Genomic DNA, 14,376 nt, shown 5'->3' with positions numbered 1-14,376 from the left:
ACATCGCCCCACCATCCCACGGAATGCACGCTGTTGCTGTTGCTTCTGTTCGTAGCGGGTGCAGGGCGCAGCCCTGCAGAACACCCCCTACTCCTGCGGATCGCGGGTGATGTGGATGTCGGTCGGGGTCGACAGCGGGATGTTCCGCTCCGCCAGGATCTGCAGCAGGCTGAAGTACAGATCGCTGCGGGTGGCATAGACCTGACGCGGGCTGGCCACGTACGCGAAACTGTTGATGGTGATCTGGCCACCGGCAATGCTGTCGATGTAAACCGTCGGTGCCGGCTGCTGCAACACGTTGGTGTGCGCGGTATACGCATCCAGCAGCGCCTGCCGCAGGTTGCCGACATCAGTGCTGGGCGGCACCGCGAACTGGATCTGGATGCGGCCCTGGTTGTTGCCCATCGTCATGTTGCGCACGGTCTTGGTGACCAGCTCGGAGTTGGGCACGATCAGCGTCGACTTGTCGCCCACCTGGATCTCGGTCGATCGCAGGCTGATGCGGCGGATGTCGCCCTCCTGGTCACCCAGCTTCACCCAGTCGCCGATCTTCACCGGCCGCTCGGCCAGCAGGATCAGGCCGGAGACGAAGTTCTGGGTGATCACCTGCAGGCCGAAACCGATACCCACCGACAGCGCGCTGACCAGCAATGCCAGCTTGCTCAGCTGCAGGCCCATCGCCGACAGCGCCCAGATCACCGCGATGATGATGCCCACATAGCGGGCAACGGTACTCACCGAATTGCGCGCGCCCAGGTCCAGCTCGGTCTTGGGCAGGTAGGTGTCGGTCAGCCAGCGCTGTACCAGCTGGGTAACGGCCAGGCCAGCCAGCAGCACCAGCACCGCCAGCACGATGCGCACCGGCTCCAGCTTGGTTCCGCCAATGTCGAATCCAGAGGTGAACAGCGAGGAGAAGCGCTCCACCACCGCGCCGATGTTGCCGAACGGTGCCACCAGCGCCAGCAGCGCGATCAGTACGACGATGGTGCGCAACGCCGCCGACAGCAGGACGCCCGCCTGTTCCAGCCGCGATACGCTCAGGCCGGTGCTGAGCAGGATGGTCTGGCCGACCTTGCTGTCGGCGTTTAGCATCCAGGTGCTCAGGTCATCGACGAACTTGAACAGCAGGGTCGCCGCCAGCACCACGATGCTGCCGCCGATCAGCTGCTGGTTCACGAACTTGGCGAAATTCAGGTAGCCCATCAACGTCGCGGCGATGGCGGCCACCACCGCGACGTTGCCCGCTACGCGTGCCAGTACCAGCCAGCTGCTGCGACGCACCGGCGTTGCCGCACCCACGCCATCGGCCTGTGCCTCCAGCTTGGCCTCGGCTTCGGCGGTCTGCCGCCGATGCAGGCGCGCCAGGGTCACCAGCATGGCCATGATCAGGCCGAGGTAGGTCAGGGCAATCAGGCCGTCCAACGCCACCGTGGTGACGTCGCTGGTGCGCGTAGCCTGGTCGAGGGCCACCAGCACCGTGCTCAGCCAGGCAAGCGCCGCCGCGCCCCAGGCGTATTTGCGCAGCTTGAGTGCGGCGGTGTCATCCAGATTCAGCAACCGCCACGACGGACGCTTGGGTACCAGCATGCACGCGCTGAGCGCCGCAATGAAGGCGGCGCGGAAGGTGGCCGTCTCCAGGCCGTCGGCCACCATCTGCAGACGCGGCGCGATGGCATCGATCGCATCGAGCGCTGCCATCAGCACCACCACGGCATAGCCGGGCAGCAGCGTACCGACCAGCAGCAGCCACATGGCCAGGCCGGATCGCCGCAGGCGACCGTCCGGCGCGCGCTCGGACGCGGCGAACTGCCGCCCCAGCCTACGCAGCCACAACCGCAGCGGGAACATCATCACCAGCGCGGCCAGCAGGCCCAGCAACGGCGTACCCCAGCCATTGGTGCGGATGCCGGCGACCAGCGCGTCACGCCCCTGCTCGGCCAACGGCGCAACGCGCGCGATATCGATCGGCAGGCGCTCGGCCACCTTGCTCCACAACGCAGGCGACAGCGGCGAGGCGACCTTCTGGCCCAGTTCTTCCGTACGTTGTGCGGTGCGCTGCTGCTCGATGTCCGCCGCCAGCTGCTGTGCACGCACGGCACTGGCCTTGGCCTGCGCCACCGATGCGGCCAGCCCATCGCGCTGCTTGTTGAGGTTGCGCCGTTGCGCCGCCAGTTCGGGCGGCTCGGTGGCGCCCTCGGCAGGCGTGCCCAACTGCGCCAGCTGTTCGTCGAGGCGGTCCAGCTGCGGCTGCAGCGACTTCTCCAGCGCCTCGGCGTCACGCCGGGCCTTCGAAGCATCCTCTGACAGCATGGCCAGTGTTTCGATGGCCGCGGCATCACCACGCTTGCGGTCGACTTCCTTCAGCTTTGCATCGATATCCGCCAGCTGCTGCTTCGGCGTGGGGTCCTCATCCTGTGCCAGCACCGGTGCGGACAGCAGGAAGGCAGTGCACAGCAGCAGGGCCAGCCAGGGCCCCCGTGCACGGATCGATCGCAGGAAAGAAGACACGCCAGACATACCAGTTCGCGCGGACCACCGCGCCTGCGCGCGACTATACGGCACAGGCGGTCAACAGCGGATGGGCGGCCCCGTCAGCGTCGGGCGTCAGTACTTCAGGCGCAACTCTTCCACCGTCGGCTGTTGCAGGGCATACCAGTCCTGGAACTCTTCCTCGGTAATCTCATCGGGCGCATACACCGCCACCGGGTACCAGTCGTGGTCGGTCGGCAGCGGCTGGCGCGGGCCGGCACGCAGGCTGTAGCTCACGCCCTCGTAGTCGACCAGGTCATCGACCTGCGGCCACTGTTCGCGCGCGAACGCGGATTCACTCTTCAACAGGATCACCTGGTACATCGGCACCTCCACCTCGGTTGGATCAGGAAAACACGGCGCTGGCGGCAGGATACCGCCAGGCCGGTGGCAACAGGCACGTCGCAGCGGCGACGGAACGTTCTGGACACAGCCATCGCCCCGGCTTCACCCGCCCATGGCGAGCCCATCGGCATCGTGGAGACCCACCCCTGCCACCACTGCCGATGACCGACCACCCGCCGCTGAAGACCGTCCCCGACCTCAAGCTGCCCCGTTACCTGGGCACCTGGTACGAGATCGCCCGTCTGCCGATGCGCCACGAGCCGGAAGGCTGCACCGACGTGTCGGCGCACTACACCCTGCTCGACAACGGCAACGTCGGCGTCACCAACCGCTGCCGCATGGACGGCGAGATCGAAGAGGCAACCGGCGAGGCCTGCGCCGTCGACAACGACAGCGCGCGCCTGGAAGTCAGCTTCCTGCCCAAGGGCCTGCGCTGGCTGCCGTTTGCCAAGGGCGACTACTGGGTGATCCAGATCGCCCCGGACTACAGCGTTTCGCTGGTGGGCAGCCCGGATCGCAAGTACCTGTGGCTGCTGGCACGCGAGCCGCAGCTGGACGCCACCGTGCAGGAACATTATCTGGCCGCAGCGCGCCTGCAGGGCTTCGATCTGTCCGAACTGATCCAGACCCCGCATACCGGCCACCCGACCGCCTGAGCAGCACACTTCATGGACCTGAAAAGTGGCTACCCGTGGTGGGCCATACGCAACGGACTGATCCAGGCGTTCCCGCCGCTGGAAAAGGACCTGCGCTGCGACGTGCTGGTGGTCGGTGGCGGCATCACCGGTTCACTCATCGCCGACGAGCTGTCCCGGCATGGCCATGACGTGGCCTTGATCGAGCAGCGCGACATCGGCTGGGGCAGCACGGCCGCGAGCACCGCGCTGCTGCAGTACGAGATCGACACCCACCTGCTGGAGCTGGCCCAGCGCTATGGCAACGATGCGGCCGCCCTGGCCTACCGTGCCTGTGCCGATGCGATCCCGGCATTGGGCGAAGTGGCACGTGGGCTGAAGGACGTGGATTTCCGGCAGATGGACAGCCTGTATCTGGCCAGCCGGCGGCGCGACGTGCCGCGCTTGATGGCCGAAGGTGCTGCGCGCCGCGGCATTGGACTGGACGCCCGCTGGCTGGACCGCGAAGCCCTTCGCGAACGCTTCGACGTGGACGCCGGTGGCGCCCTGCTGACCCGCCAGGCGGCCCGGGTTGACCCCTACTGCCTTACCTACGGCCTGCTCAAACGGGTGCGCCGGCGCGGTGGCCATGTGCACGACCGCACGGTGCTGCACACGCTCAAGCCCGGCGCGCAGGGCGTAACCGCAATGACCGAGGCCGGCGCCACGGTCCGCGCCCGCCATGTGGTCCTGGCGATGGGCTACGCCAGCCAGCGCTGGCTCGAGCAGCGGGTCGCACGCAACCGCAGCAGCTATGCCTTCATCACTGATCCCATTGATGCGGGCGCGCTCGGCCGGCTGCGTAACACCATGGTGTGGGAGAGCGCACGCCCGTACCTGTACCTGCGCGCCACCGGCGACCGCCGCCTGCTGGTGGGCGGGCTGGATGACGCCATCGACATTCCGGCTCGCCGCGACCGGCGCGTGCAGCACAAGGCCGACAAGCTGATGGATCAGCTGCTGCACTGGTTCCCGCGTCTGGATCCGGTACCAGCGTTCTCCTGGGCCGGCACCTTCGCTGAAACCGCCGACGGCCTGCCGTTCTTTGGCCCGCACGACCAGTGGGGGGCGCGGGTGCATTTCGCCATGGCCTACGGCGGCAACGGCATCACCTATTCGATGATCGGCGCGCAGCTGCTGCGGGCCCGGATCGAGCGGCGCAGGCATGCGCTGGAGGGATTGTTCGGATTCGGGCGGTTGTGACCTGCGGCCAGGCACGGCCTGGCTCTACCCCAATCCGGTGCCGACAGGCATCATTCAAGCAACCCCTGCTAGCGTCGGCCTGTACCGCCGCGTGTTGCGTGGCCACCTGTCCGCTGGAGCGCCGTCATGATCCGCCCCCTGACCCTGCTGCTGTGCCTGGCCCTGCCGGGAACCGTGCTGGCCCAGTCCGCCGCTGGCGCCACTGCGCCGCAGGCCGCTGGCCTGGACCTGACGCTGCCGCAGGCGCCAATGCGCTACCTCAACGACCCGGCCCTGCAGCAGGACCCGCCCGGCACCTATTACGGTGACAAGAGCGGCCCGCGCGTGCACGACGACGCGAAGATCGCCGACGTCACCGACGACAAGGTCAAGGTGTCCGGCAGCTTCACCACCGGCATCGGCTATTCCAAGAACGGTGGCAACAGCCACTACAACGCCGCCACGCTGAACCTGAGCAAGAACTACACCACCGATGAGGGCAAGACTCACGGGGTCAACGTCAACATCCACGTCAGCGAAGGCAAGGGACCGGGGTTCTTCGGTCCGTATGGCGGCTACTACGGCCGCGGCCCGGGCTATTGGGACTACCCGCCGCCGTACGGCTGGTAAGCCAGCTCCTGTAGAGCCGAGCCCATGCTCGGCTACGGTTGGCCGCAAAGCCGAGCATGGGCTCGGCTCTACATGGGCAAACGTCAATCCAGCCAGCCATCGCGCTCGCTGTGCAGGATGCGGCCGTCATAACCGCTCAGGCGCACGTCCACCTTCTGGTTGCGTGCATTGCGGGCCTCCAGCGACCAGGTCGCACCATCGCGTTCCAGCGAATGGATCTCGCGCAGGCCATGCGCCTGTGCCCGTGCCAGCACCTGGTCGGTGGTCAGCAGCGCGCGGCCGCTGTGCTCGTCGAAGATCTCGCCGGTCTTCGGGTCCACATAGACCTCGCTGAAGCGGCCATCAGCGCGGCTCACGTCGGCCTCCCACAGGCCGTCATCGCGCTCGATCTCGTGGATCTGGGTGTAGCCGGCCTTGCGCAGGGTCTGTTCAACCTGGGCCATGCCCAGCGGCGCGGCCTGTACGGCCGGCGCGACGGTCAGCAGGGCAACAGTGGCGAGGGTGAGCGACTTCAACATGGGGGTTCTCCTGTTCGTGTTCGTGGCCGGACCATCCCGGCAACGCCACAATGCACCCCGTGGTTAACAGCGCCTTAGCCGGCACTGTTAGCCAGCTGTTAGTCACCCCCGGCACACTCACGCCTGTTCCTACAGCCCTCCCTGCGCCCCGATGCTCTCCACCCTGCCCCTGCTGCTGGCCCTGGCCAACGCCCCGACCGCCGCCGCGCCCGTCCAGGACCCGGCGCAGCAGGTCGCGCGTCGCGCCGTGCAGCAGGGCCGCTACGTGCCGCTGGAAAGCGTGGTGCGCGATGCACTCAAGCGCTTTCCGGGGCAGCTGCTGGAAGTGGAGCTGGACGATGGTGTCTACGAAGTGGAGATCCTGCGCGGCGACGGCGTGGTGGTGGAGCTGGACTATGATGCGCGCAGCGGAAAGCTGCTGAAGACGGAGCTCGACGACTGATGCGCATCCTGTTGGCCGAAGACGATGCCGCACTGGCACAGCGCCTGGTGCCCCTGCTGGAACAGGCGGGTTATGTGGTGGAGGTGGTCGCCGATGGTCGCCAGGCCGAAGAGATCGGCCAGATCGAAGACCTGCAGGCGGCCATCGTTGATCTGGGCCTGCCCGGGCTTGACGGATTGAGCGTGATCGAGCGCTGGCGCGGCAACGGCCGCAGCTTTCCGGTGCTGGTGCTGACCGCGCGCGGGCGCTGGCACGACAAGCTGGCCGGCTTTGATGCCGGTGCCGACGACTACCTGACCAAACCGTTCCAAGCCGACGAACTGGTGCTGCGCCTGCGCGCCCTGATCCGCCGCAGCCATGGCCACGCCAGCCCGCGCCTGCACTGCGGCCCGCTGCAGCTGGACGTCAACGCCGGCCGCTTCGAACTGGACGGACAGCCGCTGGCGCTGAGCCCGCAGGAGTTCCGCCTGCTCAGTTACTTCATCCACCACAGCGGCCAGGTGATCGGCCGTGATCGTCTGGGCGAGCAGGTGTTCGAAGGCGGCCACGACCCGGACTCCAACGCGCTGGACATGCTGCTGGGTCGGGTCCGCCGCAAGCTCGGCATCGATCTGATCCAGACCGTGCGCGGCCAGGGCTGGCGGCTGGCCGCGCCGTGAGCCGGCAATCCTCGCTGCGGCGGCGCCTGCTGCTGGCTGGCGGCGTCGGCCTGCTGCTGGTTTCGCTGCTGGCCAGCGCACTACTGGGCGAACTGTTCAAGCGCAGCGCGCGTGATCGGCTGGACCACGAACTGCAGCAGGACATGCTGACCCTGCTGGCGCAGGCCGAAGTGAACCCGGAAGGACAGCTGCGCCTGCGCCAGCAACCGAATGACGCGCGCTTCCAGCGGGTGTTCTCCGGCTCCTACTGGCAGATCGCCGGTGCCGATGGCCGCGTGCTGCTGCAGTCACGCTCGTTGTGGGATGAAACGCTTCCCACCACCGTCACTGGCCCGGCCACGCGCAACCTGGCCGGGCCGCTGCAGCAATCCTTGCGCGCACGTGTGCAGCAGGTGCGCCTGCCACGTGCCAGTGAACCGTTCGTGGCCGTGGTCGCCACCGACCGCAGCGCGCTGGATGCCGACGTTGCCGCATTCCGGCAGCGCACCGCCATCGCGTTGGGTGTACTGGTCGCAGCGTGGCTGGCGGTGCTGGCCAGCCAGGTTCACTTCGGCCTGCGTCCGCTGCACCGCCTCGGTGCACAGCTGGAACGAGTGCGGCGCGGTGATGCGCAGCGCATCGAGACGCAGGGACTGGGGGCAGAGGTCGCGCCACTGGGCGAAGAACTCAACGCGCTGCTGGAGCACCAGCAACGCATGGTCGCGCGCGCGCGCACCAGTGCACAGGACCTGGCGCATGCATTGAAAACCCCATTGAGCGTGCTGGCCACCGAGGCTGACGGCGACGGCGCGGACTGGCGGACCACCGTGCGCGAGCAGAGCGCACGCATGCAGGCCAGTGTTGACCGTTACCTGGCGGTAGGGTTGGCCGCCGACCATCGCCAGCGCAGCGACGTTGCGACTGTCGCGCAGGCGCTATGCCGGTTGATGGCACGCGTGCATGGCGAACGCGGCATTGCGTTCACGGCCGCAGGTATCGATCCAGCGTTGCAGTTCGCCGGTGCCAGTGCGGATCTGGAAGAGATGCTGGGCAACCTGCTGGACAACGCCGGGCGGTGGGCACAACGGCAGGTCCAGGTCAGCGCGGAAGCCGACGACGGCCAGTTGCGCATTGAGGTCCGCGACGACGGCCCCGGCCTGGCGGCAGACGCGCTGGAACGGGTCACCCAGCGTGGCGTGCGGCTGGATGAGCGCGTGGGCAGCAGTGGATTGGGGCTGGCGATCGTGGGCGATATCGCCGCCAGTTATGGCGGGCGCGTGGTGCTGGAGAATGCGCAGCCCGGCCTGCGTGCGACGGTGTGGTTGCCGCTGGGGTGAAACGACCAACCTGACGGTGGGTAGTGCCGGCCGCTGGCCGGCAACCACGTGGTCACCAGGAACACCCTGCGGAAGCCGGCCAGCGGCCGGCTCTACCAAGCGCCAATCCGTCCGCCATCGTGCGCCCGGTAGGTGTCGACCTTGGTCGACACGCAGCAAACATCAACGGTGGTGCATCCACCAGCAATCAATTGCGTCCAGCACGATGTGGATGATCAGACCGATGCCGAACAACCGCGTTTTCTTCGGCACGCACAGCCCGGCATAGACCGCGATGGCCGGTGCGGTGTGCAGCGGGTGGAACCCGATGCTGCAGCGGTTTGGTGCATAGATCGGGTCGGCCAGCAGATGGTCCAGGTCGATGATCCAGCCCAGCAGCATCAGCAGCCACGCCGAGGCAAAGCGCTTGCGCCAGAACAGCCATGCCAGCAGGGCTGGCACGGCGGCATGCAGGAACAGGTGGAAGGTCGCGCGCGCGCTCATCGGCAACGGTGGCACCGGGCGGGCCCGGCGCCGTCCATCACACCAGCGGTTCGTCGGACAGGTAGGTATAACCGGTCAGGCCGGCTTCCAGCGCGTCCGACAGTTCCTGCGCGCGTTCCGGCGACAGCTGGGCCTCAGCCACGCGCTGCGCATAGGCCGCACGCAGTTCGTCCAGGCGGTAACCCACGTAGTCCAGCATCACGTCGGTGGTGTCGCCGCGGCGCTGCTGGGTAATGGCATAGCCATCGGCATCGGCCAGCACTTCCACCGCGTCGGTATCGCCGAACAGGTTGTGGATGTCGCCCAGGATTTCCTGGTACGCGCCGACCATGAAGAAGCCGATGCGGTAGCTCTCGCCCGGCTTCATCTTGTGCAGCGGCAGCGAGCTGTCCAGGCTCTCGTTCTCGACATAGGTTTCCACCATGCCGTCCGAGTCGCAGGTCATGTCAGCGATGATGCCGCGGCGGTCCGGGGTCTCGTCCAGGCGCTCGATCGGCACGATCGGGAACACCTGGTCGATCGCCCACACGTCGGGGATCGATTCGAACACGCTGAAGTTGACGAAGTACTTGTCGACCAGGCGCTCGTTCAGTTCGTCCAGCACCGGGCGATGGCTCTTCTCGTCATAGCTCAGGCGCGCACGCACGCCGTGGGCGATGGCGTAGAACAGATCGTCGATGCGCGCACGCTGCGGCAGGTCGATCTGGCCCAGCGCGTAGCTGGCCAGGCCTTCGGCATGGAAATGCTGGGCTTCCTGGAACAGTTCCACCGCCGGGCGCACGTCCAGCTCGTCGTGGATTTCGCGCAGGTGGCGGATCGCCGCCGGTTCGTCGTCGTGCTGGTCCGGCACGCGGCCTTCCTGCGCTTCTTCCACTTCCGAGACGTTGGCGATCAGCACCGCGTGGTGCGCGGTCATCGCACGGCCGCACTCGGTGACGATGCGCGGTGGGGTCAGGCCGAACTCTTCGCAGGCATTGGCCAGCGGCTGCACGATGTTGCTGGCGTAGGAATGCAGGCCGTAGTTGATCGAGCAGAAGCTGCGCGAACGGGTGCCTTCATAGTCCACACCCAGGCCACCGCCCACGTCGACGTGGGTGATCTTCGCACCCAGGCGCGACAGCTCCACGAAGTAGCGGGTGGCTTCACGCATGCCGTTGGCGATGTCGCGCACGTTGGAGATCTGCGAGCCCATGTGGAAGTGCAGCAGGTTCAGGCAATCGGCGTACTCGGTGTCACGCAGCGACTTCCACAGGTCCAGCAGCTGGCGCGGCGACAGGCCGAACTTGGCCTTGTCGCCACCGCTGTTCTGCCACTTGCCGGCGCCCAGCGAGGCCAGGCGCATGCGCACGCCCAGGCCCGGCTTCACGTCCAGCGCCTTGGACTCTTCCAGCACCAGCTTCAGCTCGGACGGCTTCTCGATGACGATGAAGGTCTGCAGGCCCAGCTTGCGGCCGATCAGGGCCAGGCGGATGTACTCGCGGTCCTTGTAGCCGTTGCAGACGATCAGCCCGCCCGGGCGCGACAGCGCCAGCACGGCCATCAGCTCGGGCTTGCTGCCCGCTTCCAGGCCGAAGCCCTCGCCGTGGTGGCTGGCCAGGGTGCCGGCCACGCCGCGGGTCTGGTTGACCTTGATCGGGTACACGGCGGTGTAGCCGCCGCTGTACTCCCAGTCCTGCTGGGCCTGGGCGAAGGCCGCCTGCAGCTTGCCCAGCCGCTGGCCGAGGATGTCCGGGAAGCGCACCAGCAGCGGCAGCTTGGCGCCGGCCGCGCGCGCAGCATCGACCACCTTGGGCAGCGACACCACCGGGCCGTCCGCCCCGGTCGGTCTCACCACCATGTGCCCGGCCTGATCCACGTCGAAGTAACCGTCCGCCCAATGCGGGATCGAGTAGGTCTTGCGGGCTTGGTCGAGGGACCAATCGGTCATTTCAGTCGGCCTTGTTGGCAATAAAAGGGGGGGCATGATAACGCCTATGTGCCCACAGGTTCGTTATCATGCGCGCCCGCGCCCGTGACAGGTTCCAACCTGAACGGGCCGATCCGTCCGGATGTGGCATCTGTGCCACGCGGCCCCGCCCGCCAGCCCGGCTCCACCCCTCCGAACAGGACTGTTTTCCAATGACTGACAGCAACAACTGGTACATCGAACACTTCGAGCGCACCGGCTCGGCCATCGGCTACCGCATCACCGGCAAGCTGGACGAGGTGCAGTCGCCGTTCCAGAAGATCGAGATCTTCCAGACCACCGACTGGGGCAACCTGATGACCATCGACGGGGCCATCATGCTGACCAGCAAGGACAACTTCTTCTACCACGAGATGATCAGCCACCCGGTGCTGTTCACCCACGCCGCGCCCAAGCGCGTGGTGATCATCGGTGGCGGCGACTGCGGCACCCTGCGCGAAGTGCTCAAGCACACCGGCGTGGAGAGCGTGACCCAGTGCGATATCGACGAGCAGGTCACCGTGATGGCGCGCAAGCACTTCCCGGAACTGTGCGACTCCAACGACGACGCCCGCGCCGAGCTGCTGTTCGACGACGGCGTGGCCTACATGGCCAACTGCCCGGCCGGCAGCGTGGACGTGGTGATCGTGGACTCGACCGACCCGGTCGGCCCGGGCGAAGGCCTGTTCAACAAGGCCTTCTACGAGAGCTGCTTCAAGGCCCTGAAGGACGATGGCATCCTGGTGCAGCAGTCCGAGTCGCCGCTGATGCAGCTGGAGCTGATCAACGAAATGCGCACCGAGATGGGCAAGGCTGGCTTCGGTTCGTTCAAGACCCTGCCGTTCCCGCAGCCGTGCTACCCCACCGGCTGGTGGAGCGTGACCATGGCGCGCAAGGGCGACAGCAGCTTCGACTTCCGCCAGGCCGACTCGGCCGCCAAGACCTTCAACACCCTGTACTACACCGCCGCGCTGCACACCGGCGTGCTGGTGACCCCGCCGTTCGTGCAAGCGGCACTGAAGGGTTGATCCAAACAAAAACCCGCGCTGGCGACAGCGCGGGTTTTTGCTTTCTGTAGAGCCGAGCCATGCTCGGCTGCTGTTCGGACAGGTTGCGATAAATCAAGCCGAGCATAGGCTCGGCTCTACAGTCACAGCGCCCAGATACCCGCAATCACCGCCACCACCAGGCCCCACTTGATCACCTGGTAGGCCACCACACTGCGCTCGCGCAGTGCCTTGGCCTTCAGGCGCACCTTGTAGACGCTGCCGAACGCCTTGTTGACGCCACCGGTCGGGTCACCCGGCAGGTTCGGCGAGGCACCGCCGGCCAGCAGCGTGGCCGCCACCGCACGATTGAACAGGCTCGGCAGGCCGAAGCGCAGCGGGCGGGCGATGTCGCAGAACAGGATCACGCGGTCATCGGGCGTCTCGTTGTGCGCGTGGTGGATGTAGGTCTCGTCGAACATCATCCACTCGCCATCGCGCCAGCTCTTCTTGATGCCGTCCACTTCGATGTAGCAGCCGTCGTTGTTCGGCGTGGCCAGGCCCAGGTGCAGGCGCAGCGAACCGGCGAACGGATCGCGGTGCGGACGCAGTTCGCTGCCCGACGGCAGCTGCGCGAACATCGCCGCGCGCACGTCCGGCAGCGACTCCAGCAACGCCGTGGTCTTCGGGCACATCGCCTTCGCCGACGGGTGCGACGGGCCATACCACTTCAGGTAGAAGCGCTTCCAGCCACGGCGGAAGAACGAATTGAAGCCGGCATCGTTGAACGTGCTGGAGGCCGCGATCTTCTGTGCATCGCGCAGCGCCAGCGCCTCGTCGCGGATCATCTGCCAGTTCTGGCGCAGCGGCTCCAGCTGCGGGAACTCCTTGGCCGGGTCCAGGAACGGCGTGGTCGGCACCTTCGAGAACATGTACATCACCACGTTGATCGGGGCCATGAAACTGGAGTGGTCCAGCAGCTGGCGCGACCAGCGCGCGCGAACCTTGCCACGGAAGTGGATGTACAGCACGCAGGCGACGAACAGCGCTGCAATGACGATTTTGATGATCAAAACACTTTCCTCCAGCCGCAGCCGGAACGGGAAACAGGGCGATGCACGGCCAAGCGGCCAGCACCGGTGGGGACCGCGGCAGGGAACGGGGACGTGCCAGGAAGGGGCGGCCGCCGATGTCGCGGATTAACAGCTTATGGTCGGCAGGCCGTGCGCCGGGGTCAAGTTGCCCGTGCGCCGTGTTCATCCGGTTGCGAAGGAGGCGCAGGGCTGGGCGCGCAAGCTGTTGATGCTAAAGGCCAACTGGAATAAATGAGACAGAATTGTCCGATTCTGCGCGACGAACTGTTCCAGCCACGACCCCGACATTTCTCCGACAAATCGTGGAATAGCGAACTGGCGAGTACTAAAATTAACGAAAACTTAGTAACTCCCTGTAACACCGGTTCGCTTGACGCTTTGCGCCACCCACCGGGTCGTCCGAGACCCCGACATGCATCTTCCTGCCCTGCCATCCTCCTCCTGCGGCGATGACGCCGCCTCCCCGCTGCTGCTCAAGCGCGGCGAGCGTTTCCTGGCCCCGGATGTCTACCGCACCTGCCTGGACGGGCGCGAGGCGGTCATCAAGGACTATTCCCGCTACCGCGGCACTCCCGTTTCGCTGATCGCGCGACTGATGGTGCGCCGTGAAGCACGCATGCTGCAGCGCCTCGGCGGCTGGAAGCATGCCCCCGCACTGCTCGGCACCCTGGGCGGCCTGGCGCTGGGCATGGAGTTCATCCCCGGCCAGACGCTCAGCACCGCGCAGGCGGTGGGCAATGAAGTGTTCGAGCAGCTGCAGCACGCGCTCAGCCGTTTGCACGCCGCCGGCATCACCCACAACGACCTGCATGGCACCAACGTGGTGGTCAGCGGCGGCGTGCCGGTGCTGCTGGACTTCACCTCGGCCTGGCGCGCCCCGCGCTGGCTGCGCCGCAATCCACTGAGCCGGCAGATGCGCCGCAGCGACATGAAGAACCTGCTGAAGATGCGCCAGCGCGTGACCGGCCAGGCCCCGAGTGCCGCGCAGGCCGCGCTGGTGGCCGACCCGGGCTGGGTGGCCGCGGTGCGGCAGGGCTGGAAGCGGTTCTACAAGTGGGCCAAGCGGCGGTAGGGGTCGAGCTCGCTCGACGGCTTTACCGCTCTTTGTAGAGCCGAGCCCGCGCTCGGCTGCTGTTCCTGCATCGCGCGAAATGCAGCCGAGCATAGGCTCGGCTCTACAACATCCCGCCGAACGGGTTACAACGCGTCCGCGTCCAGCTCACCGGTACGAATACGCACCACGCTGCCCAGGTCGTACACGAACACCTTGCCGTCGCCAATCTTGCCGGTGCCGGCGGCCTTCACGATCGCCTCAACCACCGCCTCCACCTGGTCATCGGTTACCGCCACTTCCAGCTTCACCTTCGGCAGGAAATCGACCACATACTCCGCGCCACGGTACAGCTCGGTGTGGCCCTTCTGGCGACCAAAGCCCTTCACTTCCGTCACCGTGATCCCGGTGACCCCACGCTCGGCCAGCGCTTCGCGCACGTCGTCGAGCTTGAACGGCTTGATCACCGCCATGACCATCTTCATCGTCTATCTCCTGTCTTCCGGCGTGGAGGATAGCGCC

The 14,376-nt window shown here is 66.7% G+C and carries 15 protein-coding genes; 8 read left to right on the top strand and 7 right to left on the bottom strand.

Going from position 1 to position 14,376, the window contains the following annotated elements:
* Window positions 1–87: 87 nt before the first annotated feature.
* Together AC5P6A_RS09585 and AC5P6A_RS09580 are read right to left on the bottom strand one after the other, a co-directional pair.
* On the bottom strand, window positions 88–2,517 hold the full coding sequence (locus AC5P6A_RS09585; RefSeq protein ID WP_346715036.1) for a DUF3772 domain-containing protein: 2,430 nt from the start codon (window positions 2,515–2,517) through the stop codon (window positions 88–90).
* Window positions 2,518–2,604: 87 nt separating this feature from the next.
* Window positions 2,605–2,853 carry a hypothetical protein gene (locus tag AC5P6A_RS09580; RefSeq protein ID WP_021201923.1) on the bottom strand — a complete coding sequence of 83 codons (249 nt, stop codon included), beginning with the start codon at window positions 2,851–2,853 and terminating at the stop codon, window positions 2,605–2,607.
* 182 nt (window positions 2,854–3,035) lie between these two features.
* Between AC5P6A_RS09580 and AC5P6A_RS09575 the strand changes: the two genes are divergently transcribed.
* The 3 genes from AC5P6A_RS09575 to AC5P6A_RS09565 all read left to right on the top strand — a co-directional run bounded on the left by AC5P6A_RS09575 (window position 3,036) and on the right by AC5P6A_RS09565 (window position 5,360).
* Window positions 3,036–3,530, top strand: a complete 495-nt coding sequence (locus tag AC5P6A_RS09575) for a lipocalin family protein (RefSeq protein WP_134735157.1) — start codon at window positions 3,036–3,038, stop codon at window positions 3,528–3,530.
* Window positions 3,531–3,542: 12 nt separating this feature from the next.
* Window positions 3,543–4,751 carry an NAD(P)/FAD-dependent oxidoreductase gene (locus AC5P6A_RS09570; protein WP_111098670.1) on the top strand — a complete coding sequence of 403 codons (1,209 nt, stop codon included), beginning with the start codon at window positions 3,543–3,545 and terminating at the stop codon, window positions 4,749–4,751.
* A gap of 126 nt (window positions 4,752–4,877) precedes the next feature.
* Window positions 4,878–5,360, top strand: a complete 483-nt coding sequence (locus tag AC5P6A_RS09565) for a hypothetical protein (RefSeq protein WP_019661543.1) — start codon at window positions 4,878–4,880, stop codon at window positions 5,358–5,360.
* Between the two features lie 83 nt (window positions 5,361–5,443).
* On the opposite strand, the gene AC5P6A_RS09560 is transcribed toward AC5P6A_RS09565, so the two are convergent.
* A complete protein-coding gene (locus AC5P6A_RS09560) occupies window positions 5,444–5,878 on the bottom strand; it encodes a PepSY domain-containing protein (protein WP_346715035.1) in 435 nt (144 codons plus the stop codon).
* Window positions 5,879–6,029: 151 nt separating this feature from the next.
* Between AC5P6A_RS09560 and AC5P6A_RS09555 the strand changes: the two genes are divergently transcribed.
* From AC5P6A_RS09555 to AC5P6A_RS09545, 3 genes are read left to right on the top strand one after another with little or no spacing between them, the layout of a single operon-like run.
* Entirely contained in the window at window positions 6,030–6,320 is a 291-nt protein-coding gene (locus AC5P6A_RS09555; RefSeq protein WP_010482069.1) for a PepSY domain-containing protein, read from the top strand.
* Entirely contained in the window at window positions 6,320–6,979 is a 660-nt protein-coding gene (locus AC5P6A_RS09550; RefSeq protein ID WP_346715034.1) for a response regulator transcription factor, read from the top strand. The genes AC5P6A_RS09555 and AC5P6A_RS09550 overlap by 1 nt, the downstream gene beginning before the upstream one ends.
* Window positions 6,976–8,295, top strand: a complete 1,320-nt coding sequence (locus AC5P6A_RS09545; RefSeq protein ID WP_346715033.1) for a sensor histidine kinase — start codon at window positions 6,976–6,978, stop codon at window positions 8,293–8,295. Before AC5P6A_RS09550 ends, AC5P6A_RS09545 begins: the two co-directional genes overlap by 4 nt.
* 162 nt (window positions 8,296–8,457) lie before the next feature.
* Here AC5P6A_RS09545 and AC5P6A_RS09540 read toward each other — a convergent pair whose 3' ends face one another.
* The gene (locus AC5P6A_RS09540) at window positions 8,458–8,778 is read right to left on the bottom strand and encodes a DUF6122 family protein (RefSeq protein WP_021201930.1); all 321 of its coding nucleotides are present in this window, start codon (window positions 8,776–8,778) and stop codon (window positions 8,458–8,460) included.
* 37 nt (window positions 8,779–8,815) lie between these two features.
* Window positions 8,816–10,705 carry an arginine decarboxylase gene (gene speA / locus AC5P6A_RS09535; protein WP_111098667.1) on the bottom strand — a complete coding sequence of 630 codons (1,890 nt, stop codon included), beginning with the start codon at window positions 10,703–10,705 and terminating at the stop codon, window positions 8,816–8,818.
* A gap of 191 nt (window positions 10,706–10,896) precedes the next feature.
* On the opposite strand from speA, the gene speE reads away from it, so the two are divergent.
* Window positions 10,897–11,751: a polyamine aminopropyltransferase gene (gene speE / locus AC5P6A_RS09530; protein WP_010482074.1), complete on the top strand. Its 855-nt coding sequence runs from the start codon at window positions 10,897–10,899 to the stop codon at window positions 11,749–11,751.
* A gap of 122 nt (window positions 11,752–11,873) precedes the next feature.
* Here the strand turns inward: speE and AC5P6A_RS09525 are convergent, their stop codons facing one another.
* Entirely contained in the window at window positions 11,874–12,779 is a 906-nt protein-coding gene (locus AC5P6A_RS09525) for an aspartyl/asparaginyl beta-hydroxylase domain-containing protein (RefSeq protein ID WP_049435834.1), read from the bottom strand.
* A 436-nt stretch (window positions 12,780–13,215) separates the two neighbouring features.
* Between AC5P6A_RS09525 and AC5P6A_RS09520 the strand changes: the two genes are divergently transcribed.
* Window positions 13,216–13,875, top strand: coding sequence for an RIO1 family regulatory kinase/ATPase domain-containing protein (locus AC5P6A_RS09520; protein WP_049417050.1), 660 nt, complete (start codon window positions 13,216–13,218; stop codon window positions 13,873–13,875).
* 125 nt (window positions 13,876–14,000) lie between these two features.
* On the opposite strand, the gene AC5P6A_RS09515 is transcribed toward AC5P6A_RS09520, so the two are convergent.
* Window positions 14,001–14,339 carry a P-II family nitrogen regulator gene (locus AC5P6A_RS09515; protein WP_005411374.1) on the bottom strand — a complete coding sequence of 113 codons (339 nt, stop codon included), beginning with the start codon at window positions 14,337–14,339 and terminating at the stop codon, window positions 14,001–14,003.
* Window positions 14,340–14,376: the final 37 nt, after the last annotated feature.

It is taken from the genome of Stenotrophomonas sp. YJH_SMC_20 (assembly GCF_059367845.1).
This window is presented reverse-complemented; position numbering and strand designations above follow the sequence as displayed.